Annotated in this window: 16 protein-coding genes and 1 pseudogene; 13 read left to right on the top strand and 4 right to left on the bottom strand. The window is 39.6% G+C overall.

The window, feature by feature from the left end; translation table 11 throughout:
* Nucleotides 1–27 precede the first annotated feature (27 nt).
* Nucleotides 28–924 (bottom strand): M48 family metalloprotease, encoded by an 897-nt coding sequence (locus tag LN995_RS01080; protein WP_229957527.1) that lies wholly within the window; start codon nt 922–924, stop codon nt 28–30.
* Nucleotides 925–1,233: 309 nt separating this feature from the next.
* On the opposite strand from LN995_RS01080, the gene LN995_RS01075 reads away from it, so the two are divergent.
* The 5 genes and pseudogenes from LN995_RS01075 (at nt 1,234) to LN995_RS01060 (ending at nt 4,719) form a co-directional block, all read left to right on the top strand.
* Nucleotides 1,234–1,620, top strand: coding sequence for a Gfo/Idh/MocA family oxidoreductase (locus LN995_RS01075; RefSeq protein ID WP_229957525.1), 387 nt, complete (start codon nt 1,234–1,236; stop codon nt 1,618–1,620).
* Nucleotides 1,617–1,772 (top strand): Gfo/Idh/MocA family protein, encoded by a 156-nt coding sequence (locus LN995_RS22120; RefSeq protein ID WP_394801816.1) that lies wholly within the window; start codon nt 1,617–1,619, stop codon nt 1,770–1,772. Before LN995_RS01075 ends, LN995_RS22120 begins: the two co-directional genes overlap by 4 nt.
* Nucleotides 1,772–2,491 (top strand): annotated as a pseudogene (locus LN995_RS01070) (Gfo/Idh/MocA family protein). The gene LN995_RS22120 and the pseudogene LN995_RS01070 overlap by 1 nt, the downstream one beginning before the upstream one ends.
* A gap of 268 nt (nt 2,492–2,759) precedes the next feature.
* Nucleotides 2,760–4,172, top strand: coding sequence for a sodium:solute symporter family protein (locus LN995_RS01065; protein ID WP_229957523.1), 1,413 nt, complete (start codon nt 2,760–2,762; stop codon nt 4,170–4,172).
* A gap of 106 nt (nt 4,173–4,278) precedes the next feature.
* Complete coding sequence (locus LN995_RS01060) at nt 4,279–4,719, top strand: hypothetical protein (RefSeq protein WP_229957521.1); 441 nt, start codon at nt 4,279–4,281, stop codon at nt 4,717–4,719.
* Nucleotides 4,720–5,005: 286 nt separating this feature from the next.
* Here the strand turns inward: LN995_RS01060 and LN995_RS01055 are convergent, their stop codons facing one another.
* The 3 genes from LN995_RS01055 to LN995_RS01045 form a co-directional block, all read right to left on the bottom strand.
* Nucleotides 5,006–5,623, bottom strand: coding sequence for a hypothetical protein (locus LN995_RS01055; RefSeq protein WP_229957519.1), 618 nt, complete (start codon nt 5,621–5,623; stop codon nt 5,006–5,008).
* Between the two features lie 156 nt (nt 5,624–5,779).
* Entirely contained in the window at nt 5,780–6,949 is a 1,170-nt protein-coding gene (locus LN995_RS01050; RefSeq protein ID WP_229957517.1) for a zinc-dependent alcohol dehydrogenase, read from the bottom strand.
* Between the two features lie 52 nt (nt 6,950–7,001).
* The gene (locus tag LN995_RS01045) at nt 7,002–7,751 is read right to left on the bottom strand and encodes a YgaP-like transmembrane domain (RefSeq protein ID WP_229957516.1); all 750 of its coding nucleotides are present in this window, start codon (nt 7,749–7,751) and stop codon (nt 7,002–7,004) included.
* An 869-nt stretch (nt 7,752–8,620) separates the two neighbouring features.
* On the opposite strand from LN995_RS01045, the gene LN995_RS01040 reads away from it, so the two are divergent.
* The 8 genes from LN995_RS01040 to LN995_RS01005 all read left to right on the top strand — a co-directional run bounded on the left by LN995_RS01040 (nt 8,621) and on the right by LN995_RS01005 (nt 17,139).
* Nucleotides 8,621–9,838: a site-specific integrase gene (locus LN995_RS01040; protein WP_229957514.1), complete on the top strand. Its 1,218-nt coding sequence runs from the start codon at nt 8,621–8,623 to the stop codon at nt 9,836–9,838.
* Nucleotides 9,839–9,853: 15 nt separating this feature from the next.
* A complete protein-coding gene (locus LN995_RS01035; protein WP_229957512.1) occupies nt 9,854–10,888 on the top strand; it encodes a hypothetical protein in 1,035 nt (344 codons plus the stop codon).
* 108 nt (nt 10,889–10,996) lie between these two features.
* The gene (locus LN995_RS01030; protein WP_229957509.1) at nt 10,997–11,305 is read left to right on the top strand and encodes a hypothetical protein; all 309 of its coding nucleotides are present in this window, start codon (nt 10,997–10,999) and stop codon (nt 11,303–11,305) included.
* 70 nt (nt 11,306–11,375) lie between these two features.
* The gene (locus tag LN995_RS01025) at nt 11,376–12,077 is read left to right on the top strand and encodes a helix-turn-helix domain-containing protein (protein WP_229957507.1); all 702 of its coding nucleotides are present in this window, start codon (nt 11,376–11,378) and stop codon (nt 12,075–12,077) included.
* Between the two features lie 5 nt (nt 12,078–12,082).
* Complete coding sequence (locus tag LN995_RS01020; protein WP_229957506.1) at nt 12,083–13,540, top strand: DUF3987 domain-containing protein; 1,458 nt, start codon at nt 12,083–12,085, stop codon at nt 13,538–13,540.
* Nucleotides 13,522–14,463 (top strand): BT4734/BF3469 family protein, encoded by a 942-nt coding sequence (locus LN995_RS01015; protein ID WP_229957504.1) that lies wholly within the window; start codon nt 13,522–13,524, stop codon nt 14,461–14,463. Before LN995_RS01020 ends, LN995_RS01015 begins: the two co-directional genes overlap by 19 nt.
* A gap of 238 nt (nt 14,464–14,701) precedes the next feature.
* Nucleotides 14,702–16,933 carry a DEAD/DEAH box helicase family protein gene (locus LN995_RS01010; RefSeq protein ID WP_229957502.1) on the top strand — a complete coding sequence of 744 codons (2,232 nt, stop codon included), beginning with the start codon at nt 14,702–14,704 and terminating at the stop codon, nt 16,931–16,933.
* Nucleotides 16,930–17,139 (top strand): hypothetical protein, encoded by a 210-nt coding sequence (locus tag LN995_RS01005; protein WP_229957500.1) that lies wholly within the window; start codon nt 16,930–16,932, stop codon nt 17,137–17,139. The genes LN995_RS01010 and LN995_RS01005 overlap by 4 nt, the downstream gene beginning before the upstream one ends.
* Nucleotide 17,140 lies beyond the last annotated feature (1 nt).

Here is a 17,140-nt window from a genome sequence, read left to right as displayed (position 1 = left end):
GCCGTATCTGACAATGCATGTTACAGCTTAGGTAAAATACCCAACCCGTTGCCCTTTCTTATTAACGACAGCACCTCTCTCAGAAACGAATAATGTCTGCATTACATTGCTTTGAAAATAATAAGGATAATCAGGGTCATTTGTACGGGCCAGTTTACCTATCACTTTTATTCCCTTATCAGTTACATGAACCAGTTGAAGGCGTGTGGTAACGTAAAACTCTTCGTTTGGCGCATTAGAGAAATGTACCTTTGTTAATATATAACGGCTATCAACACGGCTGCTTGCTGTTCTTCTTTGCTGCGCAATGGCAGGCCTTTGCTGTGTTGGCCTCGTGGCAATTGCTGTCTGGTCAGGCTGAGGGGCTTTGGCACTGGCTACCAGCTGGTCATTTGCGCTGCGCCAGCCTTTGCTAATGGCTGCTAAGCGGTAGTTTCTGCCTGGGTGGGTAGAAGATGTTTCTTCTTCAGATAGTAAATTGATAGCTGCCTGTGCCTCGGCAAGACTGGCACCAAGTTTACGCAATACAAACCCAGAAAACTCATCAGCCTCTAGCTCATCTGCCGGATTGCTTCCTCCTCTGGCAAGCGTATGTCCGTTCAGGTGGTGCCCAATTTCATGTGCAATGATGCTTACTCCGCCCCAGTCGGTATGCACTGCGTTATTGATTTCGGACAGGAAGCGTTCGTTATAAAGAATATAACGTTTGCCATTATACACTACAGCAGCAGCATTGTCTATATCAGCAGCACGAAGTTCAAAGCGGGCCTTCAGGCCAACTACGTTAATAATCTCCTGCACAATGTCGCGTGCACCTGTTGTGGCTACATCAGAAGATGGAGTCCTAGTATCGGTAACTAAGCCATCAGCAGAAGCTAAGGCTGGCACAAGTGCTATGCCCAGCATCAATATAAGTTTGTTCAAATAAGTTGTCATGTATTCTAAGTATCAGATTTCAGCTCTAGCAAAACGAAAATTGTGATGCCTACGGTATGTGTTTAATAGCAAGTTTTTTGCCAAAAATTTTAAGCTGTATCACTATTCCGTCATAATGCTGATAAGGGCTGCTTTTTTTAGGTATGACAGACTCTATAACTGCCTTATTTCACTAGCTAACATTACTTGATGAAGCATTTACTACTTGCACTAAAGCAGCTAACGAGTTCTTATCTGTTAAAGCTCCTGTAACTGCCTTAGGTTAATGTTCTTGAAAACAAACTAACCTTAAAACAAATGCCACATCCGTTACAGGAATTCCTGCACTCTCGCAGGTCCTTTCTAATGAAAGCAGGGCAAAGTGCCGCTGCAGCAAGCCTGACCACTATGTTACCTATTGTTACAGCATCCGATTCTATGGCACAAGGGCAGGCACAGCTTAACCAACAGGATACGTTACCGCCAGATAAGAAGCTCGGGTGGCCTTTGGTTGGTTTGGGAGCATTTGCCACAGAACAGCTTATTCCAGCGTTTCCGCTTTGCAAAAAATCTAAACTGGTTGCTTTGGTAAGTGGCGACGCAGCTAAAGCGAAGCGCATTGCTAACGAACAGGGTATTCCGGAAAAGAACATCTACAACTATCAGAATTACGACAGCATCAAAAATACCCTGATGTTGACGTGATTTATATTGTGCTACCAAACAGCATGCATGCAGAGTACACCCTTAGAGGTGCTCAGGCTGGAAAACATATTATGTGTGAAAAGCCTATGGCTACTTCTGTAGAAGATTGCCAGCAAATGATAGTTGCCTGTAAAAAACCGACAAAAAGCTAATGATTGCTTACCGGGCACAATACGAACCGTACAACCTGAAATCTATAGAAATGGCACGGAACGGAGAACTAGGCAAACTGCAGTTTGTAACCTCCGACCATGGCCGCATTCTTAACCCGGAAATGCCAAAGGATAAATGGAGAACTCAAAAAAGAATGGCAGGAGGAGGCTCTTTAATGGATATGGGTATTTACAGCCTTCAGGCAGCACGCTACATTACCGGCGAAAAACCAACAGAAGTACAGGCTATGATTTATTCTGACCCTACTGATCCTCGTTTTAAATAAGTAGAACAAAATGTAAGCTTTATGCTCCGCTTCCCGAGTGGTGCAATGGCTAACTGCACCTCCAGCTATAACACTCACAATGTAAAACGCTTCCGGGCATTCGGAGATAAAGGCTGGCTGGACTTAGATCCTGCTACCGAATATTATGAACACGAGATGAAAGTAAGCAAGGATAACAATATTCAAACTAAAAAGATAAAAGAAGAGAGCCAGTTTGCAAATGAGATAGACCATCTGTCTGAATGTATCATGGAGAACAAAAATCCTAAAATCACTGGTGAAGAGGGGCTACAGGATGTGCGCCTGACGATGGCTATTTATGAGTCAGCAGAAGCATATCTGAAGCTTGTCGGTGAACATTTTACTGGTCTGAAAGCTTTAGCAAAACAGCGGCTTTGGACATTTGCAGCACAGGGAGTTAAAAAGGCTTAAAAAATACTAACAAATGTTTGGATGTAATAAAAAAACCTATTACCTTAGTGTCAGAAGTTAGTAATAAAGCAAGTGCAATAATTGGTTAGGTTAGATTTTTTAGGTGATTTTAAGCCGGGGCTCTGAAGGTGTGCCTCGGCTTTTTCCTTTAGCAGGTATTATCACTACAAAGCCAAATAGCATTTAGCAACCTATGTTAAGTAAAATTTGCTACACCAAATTACGGTTTTAGTAAGGCTTTACTATTTTAGCAGTTAAAACTGTAGCCATGCTCATTACTTTTGTCCTTCTTTACCTGCTTCTGAATATTGGGATCGGATTCTGGGCCTCACGCCGTGTACATAATACACAGGACTTTTTACTGGCTGGTCGTAAGCTACCATTCTACATTTCCACAGCTGTGGTATTTGCCACCTGGTTTGGCTCCGAAACTCTTATGGGTGCTTCCTCTGAGTTTGCAGAACATGGCTTGCTAGGTGTAATTGAAGATCCTTTTGGGGCTGCGCTGTGCCTCGTGCTGGTAGGTTTGTTTTTTGCCAAAAAACTGTACCGCCTCAACCTGTTAACGATGGGTGATTACTACCGCATACGCTATAACCGCACTACGGAACTAATTGCAGCCTTTTTTATGGTGATATCTTATTTTGGCTGGATTGCCGCACAAATGGTGGCACTGGGTATTGTGATGAACCAGGTACTTAGCCTCGATACCAAAACCGGTATATTGGTCGGAAGCTGCATTGTTGTCGGCTATACTTATCTGGGAGGTATGTGGTCAGTTTCTGTTACAGATTTTTTGCAGACGGTTATGATTATCGGAGGCCTGATCCTTATAACTTATAACATTACGCAGGAAGTACCTTTACAAACCATTACAGCCACACTGCCTGACAACTTTTTCCGGTTTGTTCCTCAACACCATAGCTATAGCAACTGGCTCAATTACATTGCTATGTGGATTACTATCGGACTAGGCTCTATACCGCAGCAGGATGTTTTCCAGCGGGTAATGTCTGCAAAGTCAGAGCGTATAGCGGTTGCCTCTTCTATCAGCGCAGGATTTCTGTACCTCACGGTGGCTTTTTTGCCACTTGTACTGGCACTTTATGCCAAAGTTCTTCACCCTGATTTACTTGAGCAGGATGCACAGTTACTTGTGCCGGGCCTGATTTTGAATTATGCCTCGCCATGGGTTAAAGCCCTGTTCTTTGGTGCTCTTATTTCTGCCATAATAAGTACAGCAAGCGGAGGTATTCTGGCTCCTGCCTCCATTCTTAGTGAGAACCTGGTGCGTCCGCTCCTGAAAAAGCAGATTAATGATAAACAGCTACTACTCCTGTCTCGCCTGAGTGTGCTGGTAGTGGCACTGGTATCGTTGGGAATGGCTATGATGAGAAGTAATATTTATGAACTCGTAAGCGAGTCTTCCGCTCTTAGCCTAGTAAGTTTGTTTGTACCATTAGTAGCTGGAATGTTTTGGAAGAAGCCTAATGCTGCAGGTGCTGTAGGCTCTATGTTAGCAGGTATGGGGGGATGGCTTATAGCTCTAAATTTAAGTACCGAAATAAACCCTTTGCTTTATGGTTTGGCCGGAAGTGTAGCAGGCTTGCTTACGGGGCAGATTTTATTTCGTGAAACCTCCTCTAAAACAGTGCAATTTTCTTTTTCAAAAAATAACTAATCAAAGATATATAGATTTAAAACATTATTTTACTAAAAACACTTTTGTACAATTTTAAATTGCACTAATTTTAACGCCTAAACCTGTAGGTGCTAAGTAAAATTAAATGCATTTAACTATTAAAAATCTTGTGGTTCACCTCAGCTCAGCTGAAACAACCGTAAGCCATGACCCTGAACTGCAAATATTGCACCTTACATCAAGAGGTAATATTTCAAGCAGCCTTTATAGGTTAGGCCTGACAACAGCATTACAGGTTACTCAAAAGGAAAACCTACATTATTGGATAACTGATAATTTAGAAGCCGCTTATATATCTCCAACAGATCAAGATTGGTTTAATGAGGTTATAGCTCCTGCCCTGGCTAACTCTACAGATTTAAAGAAAATGGCGTTAATAGAGCCTAAAGATGTATATAACAGGATGATATTAGAGGAAATGATAGAAATGTTCATGCATACGTTTCCCTTTCCGATGCAATTTTTTAATGATGTTCCCAGCGCCATTGAGTGGTTCCATGATAGCAACTCCTTACTCCTTTTGTAAATGAACCTTTCTTCTCGACACGCAACTACCTAGCGAAGCCCATTTGACAACACTTATACTAACAGTAAGCCATAGCGAACTTATTCATATATTATACTTTTGATCCACACCACTAGCTCGGCTAAAATACTATTGGATATTTACCTTTTCCAGTCATACAAACCCACATTAACCTTAACAATATTATATAAAACAGTTTTAGTCATTTCCACCTATAATATCATTATATCATTACAAACTCCCCAGCTATTAATAATAGTTCTTTAGGTTATAGATTTTAGACTTTTTATTGTGTTTCTCCATTACTAACCGCCACCTCTGCCGGCTTCATTACAGTAATAAAACTTGGTGATTCAATGTTACCTACGGGCGTTTGTACAGTAGGCTTAATCTGGAAGGTTACATGCTGCCTGATATCTCTCTGCTGACCTATAAGTGTTATAAGCCTTGACAGTCCTGTATAATTTGGCTGCCCATCATTTTCTGTTAACTGCACAGGAGTGTTGAATGGAACAGTGTTTAACCCATCCTGCAGTACAATATCTCTGTTAATAGTTCCTGTCAGAGCTTCTTCTCCATTTACAAGCAGCAGCCACTTAAGTTTTGTTAATGTCAGGGCTCGCTCTTCTGTCTGATCCTGCAAATCAACGTACAGAGCCATAACAGCGCTTACTTGCAAACTGTTATTTGTTATAGCATTAAGCAGACTATCCTGCTCATTATAAGACAGATTTCGCTTCGTCTGCAAACGGTCCTCCAGATCTATGCCGTTCAATTTTACATCCTCTACCCCTTGTAAACTATAGTTTGCCTCCGTAAACGCTTTGATATCCTGTGCCTGCTTACATGAGAAAAGCAAAACAGTCATCGTTAGCAAAGCTGTAAAAATTGATATCTTCTTCATATTTCTTTCTTATCACCAACACCTTTCAACAAAATACGAACCAATGAGGCAGAAATGTTCCCGAATGTTACGCCTCCTACTCCAACATAGAGCAATAAAACAATAACGCCAGGCATAAGTATTATACCTGGCGTTATTTAGAGACAATAATAATGGTTAAGGAGTGAAAACTACACGCATACAGTTATCTGTTTTCTTTTTAAACATTTTATAACCCTCTGGTCCCTGATCCAGGCTCCATTTATGTGTAAGCATGTACGATGGATCTACCTCACCAGCCGCTACTCTGTCCAAGAGTTGCGGTATATATTTCTGCGCATACATCTGCCCCATTTTAAAAGTAAGTGCTTTGTTCATAGCCGCTCCCATCGGGAATTTATCAATCAGGCCTCCATATACACCCACAATAGACACTGTACCACCTTTACGACACGCCATAATAGCCTGTCGCAGCACAGCCGGACGACCAGTCTGCATGCGTACAGCCTGTTTCGCCCTGTCGTACACCTGCTCTACTCCTGTTGTATGCGCCTCCATACCTACAGCATCAATACAACGGTCTGGCCCACGACCTCCAGTCATCTCTTTCAGCGCTTCCAGCACATCCACTTTTTCATAGTTTAATACTTCTGCTTTTGCGTGTACTCTAGCTTTTTCTAAGCGGTCATCGAATCTATCGATGGCTATTACCCGCTCTGCCCCTAACAGGTAAGCACTTTGCATGGCCATCTGACCTACACCACCGGCACCCCATACTACTACCGTGTCGCCACGCTCTATGCCACACATATCGGCTGCCATAAAACCAGTAGGAAAAGCATCTGAAGTGAACACGGCGGCTTCATCTTTTACGCCCTCCGGCACTTTAAAAGAACCATGATCGGCATAAGGCACCCTAATATATTCGGCATGACTTCCAGCGTAACCTCCAAATGCATGAGAGTATCCAAAAATACCAGCTCCGGCATGGCCGTAAGCTTTCTCTAATATCTCAGGATTTGTATTAGAGTTATCACACAACGACCATTGATCTGTTTGGCAGAACTCGCAACCACCGCAGCCTAGCACTGAGCCCACTACTACGCGGTCACCTTTCTTTAGTTTCTTTACACCGGGGCCTATCTCCACCACTTCGCCCATAAACTCGTGCCCGATAATATCACCCTCTTTCATGGTAGGAACATAGCCATCCAACAGGTGCAAATCTGAACCACACACAGACGACATGGTAACACGAACAATCGCATCGCCTGGGTTGAGTATAGACGGGTCCGGAACCCGCTCTACATTCAGTTCATTGATGCCATTCCAGCATAATGCTTTCATAGTTTATTTCTTAATAGGGTTAAAAAATGATTATCTCACGCTAGGCTAGGCTTTATGCTCTCCCAGATGGTTGTCCTTCTATAGTCGAGATTTCGCCTGTTTCCATTAACCGTTTGAAACGGCGCAGATCTTCTTTTACTATCTGCTTGAACACAGGGTTTAGCAGCTTAGCTACCCCTCCTCCCACAGCGCCAGCTGGTGGACGGTAAGAAATAGTGGCCTGTACAACAGTACCTCTATTTGCTGGAGCATCCATAAAGCGGACCTCTCCTGCGTTGTCGATATCTGAACCAGGTAAAGACCGCCAGGCCAGCAGCGTATTTTTCTCTTCCTGAATAATGTCAGCATCCCATTCTACAGTACCAATACCTTTGGGCATACGGGCAATCCAATGAGAGTGCTTAGGTCCCATCTGGCGCACGTCCTGTAGATGTTGCATAAAGTTTGGCAGGTTTTCCAGCTGTCGCCAGTACTGGTACAACTCATTGCGAGGCTTAAGTATAGTAAGGCTTCGGGTTATTTCAATAGCAATACTTTCATTTTCAGCAGTATTAAGGCCAATAGCCCCACTTACTGGGCAGTACCCTGTAGCCCCTCTAAACAACAATGATCCACCTACAGCAGCCATCGCTAAACCTAATGTGTTAGGTTTTCTAAGACCATAGTAGGTTAACAAAGCACCACCAACAGCTGAAATTATGCGCTCGGTATTTCCAACATTTATTTGACTGGAGCCTGTAATTGGCGGTGAAATGTGAGCCGTATCAAACTGCTCAGAGAATGTTGAGTTGTATGTATCCATAAATAAAAGTTTCTTCTTGGATACGTATAACTTTGTACACGATGTTACTACACTGGCAATATTAAACAGTTAATTTGTGTTTTTAGCTAAAAATCAGCCAACAAGCGCATTGCTCAAACTTGATTAGGTTCTTCTTTATTTACAAATTGCTATTAACAGTCAAATAGGAACGGCCTGAAGTTGCTATTCTTTTCTTGTATTTTATAGAGAGTTGAAAATTAAAAGAGATATTCGGGCCTGTAACTTACTCGATGTGATGCAATCAGGGTTTTAGCTTAAATCTGAAGTACTTCAAACTGTTCGGATCTCACATTTGCCATCTACATTGTGCTCCCAAACATATTCACCTTGCCTGCAATAAGTAGATAGTTATTGATACTTCATAAATCGAATCGGTATACTGCTTACGTTAACTTTGGCCCCTTTCTGAATGAGGGGGCCAACAGAACGAGCAAAATCCTGCAGCCAAACTCTGTAAAGGTAAAGGCTAATAGAGTTACCTTTAAGATATCAGAAATACAGGGTTCTTCTTATTTGGCTAATCAAGAACTTACGTTTTAGGTACACGGCCCATGACTTTTATTGTACAACTCATGCTTAGCTCATTTTGCCCTTTCGATAAGCTTTATTAATGTGTATGCACAAAAAAGCACTTACAAGCTAAAGCTTATAAGTGCTTTTTTCAGTGATCCAGTTTGGACTAGAACCTATAAGCAACATAGAACATAGTAAATCATAAAAGCCTCTTATTTGGCCTAAATAAAGGGTTCTTACTTTAACACAAGAAACATAAGACAACAAAATACAGCATAAAACTTGACCTATAACTTGACCCATATTACCTTTCAGAAAAAATTAAAAGCAAAGGAATGGCAACCACAAAACTTATCATCCGAGAAAATAAACCAAACAAAAAGGGGGAGTGTATAATCTATGTTCGTTACACCCATGACCAGAAATCTATCCAAGTAAGTACAGGTGAAAAAATACTGCCTAACTATTGGGATGCAGAGAATGAGAAAGTAAAAAGATCTTTTCGTGGTTACACTACTCTTAACAGTGCTATTGAAGCTAAAGAGGATGAAGTTAAAGAGATTGCCAATATTGCTAAATCTATAGGTATTGATCCTACTGTAGAGTACATCAGAGAAAAAATAAGTGAATCTAAGGCACCTATCAGTAAAAAAGAACCTGACTTTTATGCCCTGTATAAACAGTGGGTGGAAGAAAATAAGGGGAGAAAAGTCGCAGGCTTTCTAGCTCAGCAGTTGAGTACTTTAAACCTTATAGAAGAGTTTGAAAAAGAGAAAGGCTACAAGATAACTCTTGATAGGATAGACATGGCATTTTACAATAAGTTTACAACCTGGCTAATGGTAGAAAAAGAGCGAACCGCAAACACAGTAGGAAAGCACATCAAGCACATCAAAGCCTTCTTAAACCATTTAACGCATCTTGGTATTAACCAAAACCTCGCATTTAAGAGCAAGAGCTTTAAAAGGCTTAATACAAAAACAGATATTATTTACCTTACACGCCAAGAGCTAGATAAACTATTTGAATTTGACCTTTCAAAGGATAAAAGGCTGGAACGTATTAGAGATATCTTTATATTTGAGTGTGCAACAGGGCTAAGGTATTCTGACATAGAAAACCTGAAACCAGAGAACATAAAAAAAGATCATATCGAGTTTACTACAATAAAGACCAGAGACAAGCTAATTATTCCTTTAAGTAAATATGCTAAGCATGTTTTAGCTAAGTATGATGGGCAACTGCCGGAAACCATCACAAATCAGAAAATGAATAAAGCTTTGAAAGATCTAGGAGAACATTGCGGCATTGATAGTACAGAGCAAAGGGTTACCCATGTTGGCAGCAAACGAGTCGAGATGAGCATTCCAAAATATCAACTTTTAACCACTCATTGCGCAAGAAGGACTTTTATCACACAGAGTCTAGAGCGCGGACTTAGACCAGAGGTTATAATGAAGATAACAGGACATAAAGATCTTGCGACAATGATGAGATATGTTAAAATTACCCAAGATGTAGTGAAAACTGAAATGCTTAAGGCTTGGGATTAAATAATATTATATTATATGTTTTTTTGGGAGATGTGGTATCTGGATTTATCTGGATCAGGGGAATCAAAAAGTATTGTATTAGACCAGTCTTACGTTAGCGAGTTTAAGTATAAACATGATGAATTTTTAACACTAGACTCTATTTCTGAGAAGTTAGAATTTTATGATGACAACAGACACCTTTTTGAATTTCCCTATAATGAATTTATTGTAAGAGACTACTTTAACATACAATATACCTTCAGCTTTAAGCCCGCTCCTCACTTTTTAGAAATCCACATTTACAATCCCTGGTTCATTGAACGCAGCATAGAGTATCTATCCCACATGAGTTACATAACAACTGGTATACCTTTTCATTCATGTGAACAACTCTGGGAAAATTTTATAGAGACAAAAGACAGCCTACCCTTGCTTAAGAAGTTTATTAAGCGTGAAAAGAAAAGGCTCAAAGCACTATGTGAAGTGCATGCTCCTGGCAGGTTTGAATACTGGTATGAATATAAAATTATTGACGCAAAGGTTCTGGGGCCTCGACACGAGTTAACCAAAGACTACTGGAAAGAGCTCTTTGTTAAAGAACTAGTAGATTATATTATAAAGCTTGAAAAGTATAACCAAGAAGATAAGAATAGCATATCAGCAGTAGAACCTCAGACTGCTAAAATTCAAAGGAGCTTTACCACTTCTTCTGAAGAATTTAACGCCAAGACTAATTCAACTGTAAATAATGACTTAACCTTCCTTCAATTATTCCGAAACAATCAGGAAAACGTAGACAAGTTTATTAGTATTCTAATTAAGCATGAGTATTTAACTCCTGAAGCTAAATGGAATTATGAGCTATATAAGCCTGGGTATCTAATACCAATTATTGATCACATTGAGAATGAAGGTATTATAAAGAACATTGGTAACAAAACTCAGATTAGCAGAATATTTAACCTGCAACTTAATATGGATATGTCATCTAGAAACTACAGTAAAACAAAAAAGACAATAACAATCGATTTGAACCTTTTAAAAGATTTAGAAGGCCTAAAGAGGTAAGCTACGACCTAAATTTGTTCCGATTGGTTCCTATCGGAACAACCTACAATCAATGAAATAATAAAGGTCTTTCTTGCTGAAAATTTCAACCACTTAATATTTTCAGCAATGACAAACCTATTATTAACACCAGTTCCATTAAATGAACTCGCCCTGATAATGCGGCAAGAGTTCGAAACAGCCTATCGTAAAATCTTAAAGGAAACGCCCACAGCTCCCGCTGTACCTCTAAAAGAATTCTTTACTGAGCCCGAGTCTCGAGAATTCCTTGGTGGTATCAGCCGCTCTCTCTTCCATAAGTTGAAGAAGGAAGAAAAGTTTAACACCTATCATTGTGGTGAAGGCCGCTGCCTTTATAGCCGCGAAGAACTCATTTTGTATATCAAAACTAACAAACCATCTGCTAAACAACAATAGCAGATAGTTTGTCAAACATACTTTATAAAAAATGAATCATCCCTTTTCTTCAACTTTAAAATTAACTTCCATGAACTTATTAGAACAGCAAGTAATGGATATGTATGATGCAGGACACTCATATCGCGAAATATCAAATCTACTGAACATATCCCTTTCAAAGGTCCAACGCATTATCCAAAAGCGTAAGGCTTCATCCATTTACGTCGATACAAATGATGATACACCATGCGATGACACACCTGATACAGTTATTGAATCAACCCTTGATACACTGAATGATACAGGCGATTCAGCTCATAAAACAGCTACTGATACACTCTCTGATACAGCCAATCATATTAAAATGAGACAGAACAGCAGTGAAAAAGGACATGTATCGGCTAAAAGAAGCTATTCACTTGCTGAAGTAAGAATCATGATGATGCAGTCAACTCTTTTGAAAGAAGAAATACATGATTATGTCTCAGAAGTATTGGATTTGCATTCCGGTGACACGTCAATTAAGGTCACAACCTACAGTTTCTATTTAAGAAGAGCCAAACGACTGATACAGTCAGCGCAACTATTAGCTGTTCAGCTTCAGGAAGACAAAGAAAACTATCCAGCTATCAAGTTGCTGCAAGAGATAAAGTCAACAATACAAAACATTCTCTCCAACGAGAAGAAATATCTAGATAACGATGGGCAGGTTTGGTTAGACATTGATGAACAGGATACCGATACGTGGCAGGATTATTTAGATGCTGACTTCTATCAACCCATAATATAGCAAGTATGGAAACAGATGTAAAGCAGAAGAATGGTACAGTAGTTGCCATGGCAACAAACAAAAGTGACAATGCTTATACTATTACAGTAAACGTATCACCAGGAACAGATTTAAATACCCCTATTCCGTCCCAACCTTGGAACGAAATAGGCCTTAAAGCTAACAAAAGGTTTCCAAATGAAGTTTATGAAAACCTTCCCGAACTACAGAGGCTGCTTTGTCAGAAAATAATTGACACCAATGAACGAGAAGTGCTTTTTGTAGGACTTTTGGGTGTTGTTAGCGGAATTCTCCCCAATGTCTGCGGCTACTACGGTGGTAAGCTGCTGCAGCCTAACCTATTTACTTATACACTCGGGCCTTACGGTGAGGGTAAAAGCGGTCTAATGTGGGCCAGAAAGATCGCAGAACCCATACATAAGGAGAAGCATGAGATGGCAAAGGAGCTAAGGAAAGCTCATAGAGACGAAATGGCACGCTACAAGAAAGAGTTTAAGCTTTTCGAGCAGGGTAAACTAGATAAAATGCCAGAACAGCCAGAGCAGCCGCCTCATTTAAAACTTTACATTCCCTCTAATATTGGAAAAACAGGTATGTTACAGCTCTTAGAGGAAAACCAAGGCAGGGGCATTCTTTTTGAAACAGAAGCTGATACACTTGCGGATGCCATAAAGCAGGACCATGGCGGATTCTCAGATGTATTGCGGCAGTCTTTTGGGCACGAGCCAATTAGTTTCTTTAGGCGCACTAACAATGAGGATGTTGAGATTCTATCTCCTGCTCTTTCCGTTGTTTTGTCTAGTACACATGATCAACTCCTGAAACTTATACCGACCATCGAAAATGGCTTGTTCAGCAGATTTCTGTACTACGAGTTTGACTCTACGCCTGAATTCAACGATGTGTTTGACAAGAGCAAGAATGGCTACAGTAGGTACTTCTCTGAAATGGGCTTACACTTCAAAGAGCTCTACGACAAGTTAACAGCCCTAAGCAGTCCATTTTTTTTTGAGCTGCAGCCGCACCAGGAGAAGAAGTTTCTCAAAGTTTTTTCGGAACAGAAAAGTGAGATGCGTGAATACATCAGCTCAAGCTTGGGAGGCACCGTTAATAGGATGGCGATGATCTGCTTCAGGATAGCAATGCAGCTAAGCATATGCAGAGCCTTTGAAAAAGGGTACTTACCACTTGAATTGGTTTGCTCCGATCAGGATTTTGAAAATGCACTAAGGATCAGCAGCACCTTTTCAAAACACACTATAGCTGTATACGACAAACTTCCCAAAGCTAGGAGCATAGTGTCTGAACAAAGCATTGACAAGGATGCAGTTAAGTTGGAGCAGAAACGCCAGTGCCTTGAGTTGTACGATAAGGGAGTGAAGAGCGTCAGAGAAATATCCACCATTGTTTTTGGATCTGAAGGGCCAAAGTCTACTGTACACCGATGGATAAAGGGCTTATAAACCACAATTTGTGTCCTGTCCCAGAAGTGGGACGGGACAGGGCACGTAATTCTGTACTAGATGTAAAGGTGAGCTGCTTTGCCAGCTACACCACACCAACTAACTCAGTTTCTATTAACCTGCTCACTTGGCTCTCATCAGCCAAGTACAGATTAGAAGTTGAAAAGATTAGAGCTACTGAGGATAAAAGCATCCGTGATAGCCTAAAGAGCAGGCTTCCTGCCATCACTCCTAGTGGCATATTCTCCGCTAGAAATGAAAAAAGTTTGATTAAGCACAGTGGCTTGATCCAATTTGACATAGATCTGAAGGAGAACCGACAAATAGGTAACTTTTACGAACTGAAGCAGCAGCTAAGCAACATCCCCAATGTTGCCTACTGTGGTCTCTCTGTTTCTGGCCAGGGCTTTTGGGGGCTTATTCCGATAGCCTTTACTGATAAACATAAGGAGCATTTCAGAGCGCTTAGGAAAGCTTTCCTGCAGATGGGCATAATAGTAGACGAGAAACCGAAGAATGTAGCAAGCTTGAGGGGATATAGCTTTGACCCTGAACCTTATTTTAATCATCAGGCTATTATGTTTAAGCTAAATGAGGCACCGTTGAAGCAAAAGGGTAACTCCTACTCCAACCTTAAAACTTTAAAAAGCTTTACTTCATCAATTAAGGATAAAGTAGAGGCTTGCATTGCCGAGATAGAGCGCACAGGAGTTGACATTACCTCCTCTTACGCTGCCTGGTTTGAAATTGGCTGCAGTTTAGCTTCTGAATTTGGGGAGAATGCCAGAGGCTATTTTCACCAGATAAGTCAATACCATCCTGAATATTCTTATACTAAAACAGATATGCAGTTTAATCGATGTTTAAAAGGAGGCTACAACTTTTCAATTGGTACTTTTTTCATGCATTGCAACAATCTGTAAAAGTTGGAAACATGGTAAAAGTCTTTTATTTTCCTTACAACTACAGCATATAAATTGCTAATTCTAACATACTTTACAACCACTTTCACATTTTATCAAGTGCTAATGCTTCAAAAGTAAATACTATTGTTGTAAATGACATTTTATAAATTATATTTTATTTTCTATATTTAGCTAATTAACTTTAGCTGTTCATATAAGCCACAAGCTCATACTTGAAAACAAACAATTATTTTTGATGCTAGGACAAGTTAACTTTCCCTTAGGCTGTGTTTATAAAAGCGGAAGAGAAGATGAGCCACTTAATTTTTTTGTTGAAGCACTACCTAAAAGTAAATCTTTTGATCTCCTATTAGGATATTTTAGCTTTTCTGCAGTCAATGTTCTCGCTCTTGGTTTTGCCCATTTTATTGCAAATGGAGGCAAAATGAGAATGGTGATCAATGATGTGCTTTCCATTCAAGATAAAGAGACTATAATAGATGGACAGAACAAACAGCTTCATTTAATTAAAGACTACAGCAATGACTTTAATGCTTTAAAGGAGAGTCTTAGTGGATATGGTGAACATTTCTTCAATTGCCTTTCATGGTTGATTGCAAAAGATAGAATAGAAATTGTTGCAATCAGACCCAAAGGAGGAAATGGTATTTCTCATTACAAATCAGGCTCCTTTTCTGACGGAGTAGATAAAATTCACTTTACAGGTTCATGTAATTTTACTGCAAAAGCACTTCTTGAAAACCTTGAAGAAATCACAATAAGGAGATCTTGGATTTCAAATTCTGATAAAGAATATGTTGATGTCTGTGATGATGAGTTTAATACTTTGATACATGGAAAAGCCGATTATGTAGAGTATGTAGATGCTTCTGAAATTAAAGGAATCATTCGTGACCAATATGGAGATAAGGACTTAGAAGAGCTACTAATTGAGGAGGAAAAGCTACTTAAATTAAAAAAGAGCAAGGTGAACAATAATCTGAAACTACAGAATCTACTGGGAGAACTAGAGATTAGCTACGACAACCTTAAAAATGAACCCAGGTTTCCTTTTGCTGAAGGGCCAAGAGATTATCAAAAGGAGGCTTATGATAATTGGGTAAAAAACAACTACCAAGGCGTTTTTGCAATGGCTACGGGTACAGGGAAAACAATTACTTCCCTCAATTGCCTTTTGCAGGAGTACCAGAAAGGGGAGGAACAGGTATATCACGCATTGATCCTTGTTCCCACCATTACTCTAGTTAATCAATGGGAGGAAGAAGCCAAGGAGTTTAATTTTAAAGAAACTATTAAAGTTTCCTCCAAGTATTCATGGGAGAAAGAACTAGCGACTGCATTATCTACATCCAAAAGAATTCCTACTTCTTTTATCGTTATAGCTACTTATGCTTCCTTCATTAAAACTAAATTCAGTAAGTATTTAAAAGACTTTCCAACTGATACAGTTTTCATTGCTGACGAGGCGCATAACATAGGCTCTCCTTCGATATTAGCAAACCTTTCCTTAATCCATTTTACAAAACGAATAGGATTATCTGCTACTCCTAAAAGGGTATATGATCCTTCAGGTACAGCAGCTATGTCTGCCTTCTTTAATGATGAAGAGCCTTTCACCTATTCGTTTACAATGGAGAGAGCTATTGATGAAGGTATACTCTGCAAATATTTTTACCATCCTCATCTTGTGAAATTAACAAAGGATGAAATGGAAAAATATATTGAAATAACTAAAAAATTAGCAAAGTTCTATAGTGCTGATAAGGGAGTTTTAGAGTCAAATGATATAGTGGAGAAACTGCTTTTACAGCGCAAAAGAATTGTTCATAAAGCAGACAATAAGCTTGACTTAACAACAAGCATACTAAAAGAAAGATTTTCAAAAGAGAAAAGCCTAAAATTTACTTTTGTGTATGTTCCAGAAGGCAGCAAGGAGGATATCTATGAAGCAGATACTGGCAGTGATGAAGATGTTCAGATTATAAAAATGTATACCAGAGAGATAGCTAAAATTGATGACTCTCTTATGGTTAATCAGTTTATTAGTGGAATGGCAGATAGGAATGAAATTCTTGAGCAGTTCAAAGAAGGTAAAATACATGTAGTTGCTTCTATGAAATGTTTAGATGAAGGAGTAGACATTCCAAGAGCAGAACACGCCATCTTTTGTTCAAGTACAGGAAATCCACGGCAGTTTATTCAAAGAAGAGGTCGTATTCTTAGAAGACACCGAGATAAGGATTATGCAGTTATTCATGATTTAGTAGTAATCCCAAGTATTACATCTGGCAATACATCGGATACTTTTAGAGTAGAAAGGAGCCTTGTAAAAAAAGAGCTAGAAAGAGTAATGTATTTTGCCTCTCTATCCTTAAACCCTTACGAAACAGAAGAAGTGCTCAAAAAAATATGTGAGCACTATGATCTAAATATTTATACCATTTTTGCAGAATTAAAAGCATCATGACAAAAGAGGAAGTACTGAGGTCTTTTTTAGCAGATCCATTATTCATTGAACAATGTATCCTGAAGCCTGGAGAGGCAGATAAGATAAGATGGAGTGATGACAAGAATAACGACTTTATTAAAGTGATTAAAATTGCCATCGAAGGTGAGGTTTCGAAAGAATCAAAAACAGTTACAGCAAGAAAAATAAATCAACTTTTGGGATAGC

Origin of the sequence: Pontibacter silvestris (assembly GCF_020907275.1) — a bacterium.
In the GTDB taxonomy this organism is placed as follows: domain Bacteria; phylum Bacteroidota; class Bacteroidia; order Cytophagales; family Hymenobacteraceae; genus Pontibacter; species Pontibacter silvestris.
Note: the sequence above shows the minus strand (reverse complement) of the source record. Positions and strands in the feature narration are given on the sequence as shown.

Excerpts from the sequence above, each read along its gene's own strand:
- LN995_RS01050 (WP_229957517.1), bottom strand. The coding sequence starts at position 6,949 with ATGAAAGCATTATGCTGGAATGGCATCAATGAACTGAATGTAGAGCGG.
- LN995_RS01055 (WP_229957519.1), bottom strand. The coding sequence starts at position 5,623 with ATGAAGAAGATATCAATTTTTACAGCTTTGCTAACGATGACTGTTTTG.
- LN995_RS01030 (WP_229957509.1), top strand. The coding sequence starts at position 10,997 with ATGACAAACCTATTATTAACACCAGTTCCATTAAATGAACTCGCCCTG.
- LN995_RS01035 (WP_229957512.1), top strand. The coding sequence starts at position 9,854 with ATGTTTTTTTGGGAGATGTGGTATCTGGATTTATCTGGATCAGGGGAA.
- LN995_RS01025 (WP_229957507.1), top strand. The coding sequence starts at position 11,376 with ATGAACTTATTAGAACAGCAAGTAATGGATATGTATGATGCAGGACAC.
- LN995_RS01045 (WP_229957516.1), bottom strand. The coding sequence starts at position 7,751 with ATGGATACATACAACTCAACATTCTCTGAGCAGTTTGATACGGCTCAC.
- LN995_RS01065 (WP_229957523.1), top strand. The coding sequence starts at position 2,760 with ATGCTCATTACTTTTGTCCTTCTTTACCTGCTTCTGAATATTGGGATC.
- LN995_RS01060 (WP_229957521.1), top strand. The coding sequence starts at position 4,279 with ATGCATTTAACTATTAAAAATCTTGTGGTTCACCTCAGCTCAGCTGAA.
- LN995_RS01075 (WP_229957525.1), top strand. The coding sequence starts at position 1,234 with ATGCCACATCCGTTACAGGAATTCCTGCACTCTCGCAGGTCCTTTCTA.
- LN995_RS01010 (WP_229957502.1), top strand. The coding sequence starts at position 14,702 with ATGCTAGGACAAGTTAACTTTCCCTTAGGCTGTGTTTATAAAAGCGGA.
- LN995_RS01005 (WP_229957500.1), top strand. The coding sequence starts at position 16,930 with ATGACAAAAGAGGAAGTACTGAGGTCTTTTTTAGCAGATCCATTATTC.
- LN995_RS01020 (WP_229957506.1), top strand. The coding sequence starts at position 12,083 with ATGGAAACAGATGTAAAGCAGAAGAATGGTACAGTAGTTGCCATGGCA.
- LN995_RS01015 (WP_229957504.1), top strand. The coding sequence starts at position 13,522 with ATGGATAAAGGGCTTATAAACCACAATTTGTGTCCTGTCCCAGAAGTG.
- LN995_RS01040 (WP_229957514.1), top strand. The coding sequence starts at position 8,621 with ATGGCAACCACAAAACTTATCATCCGAGAAAATAAACCAAACAAAAAG.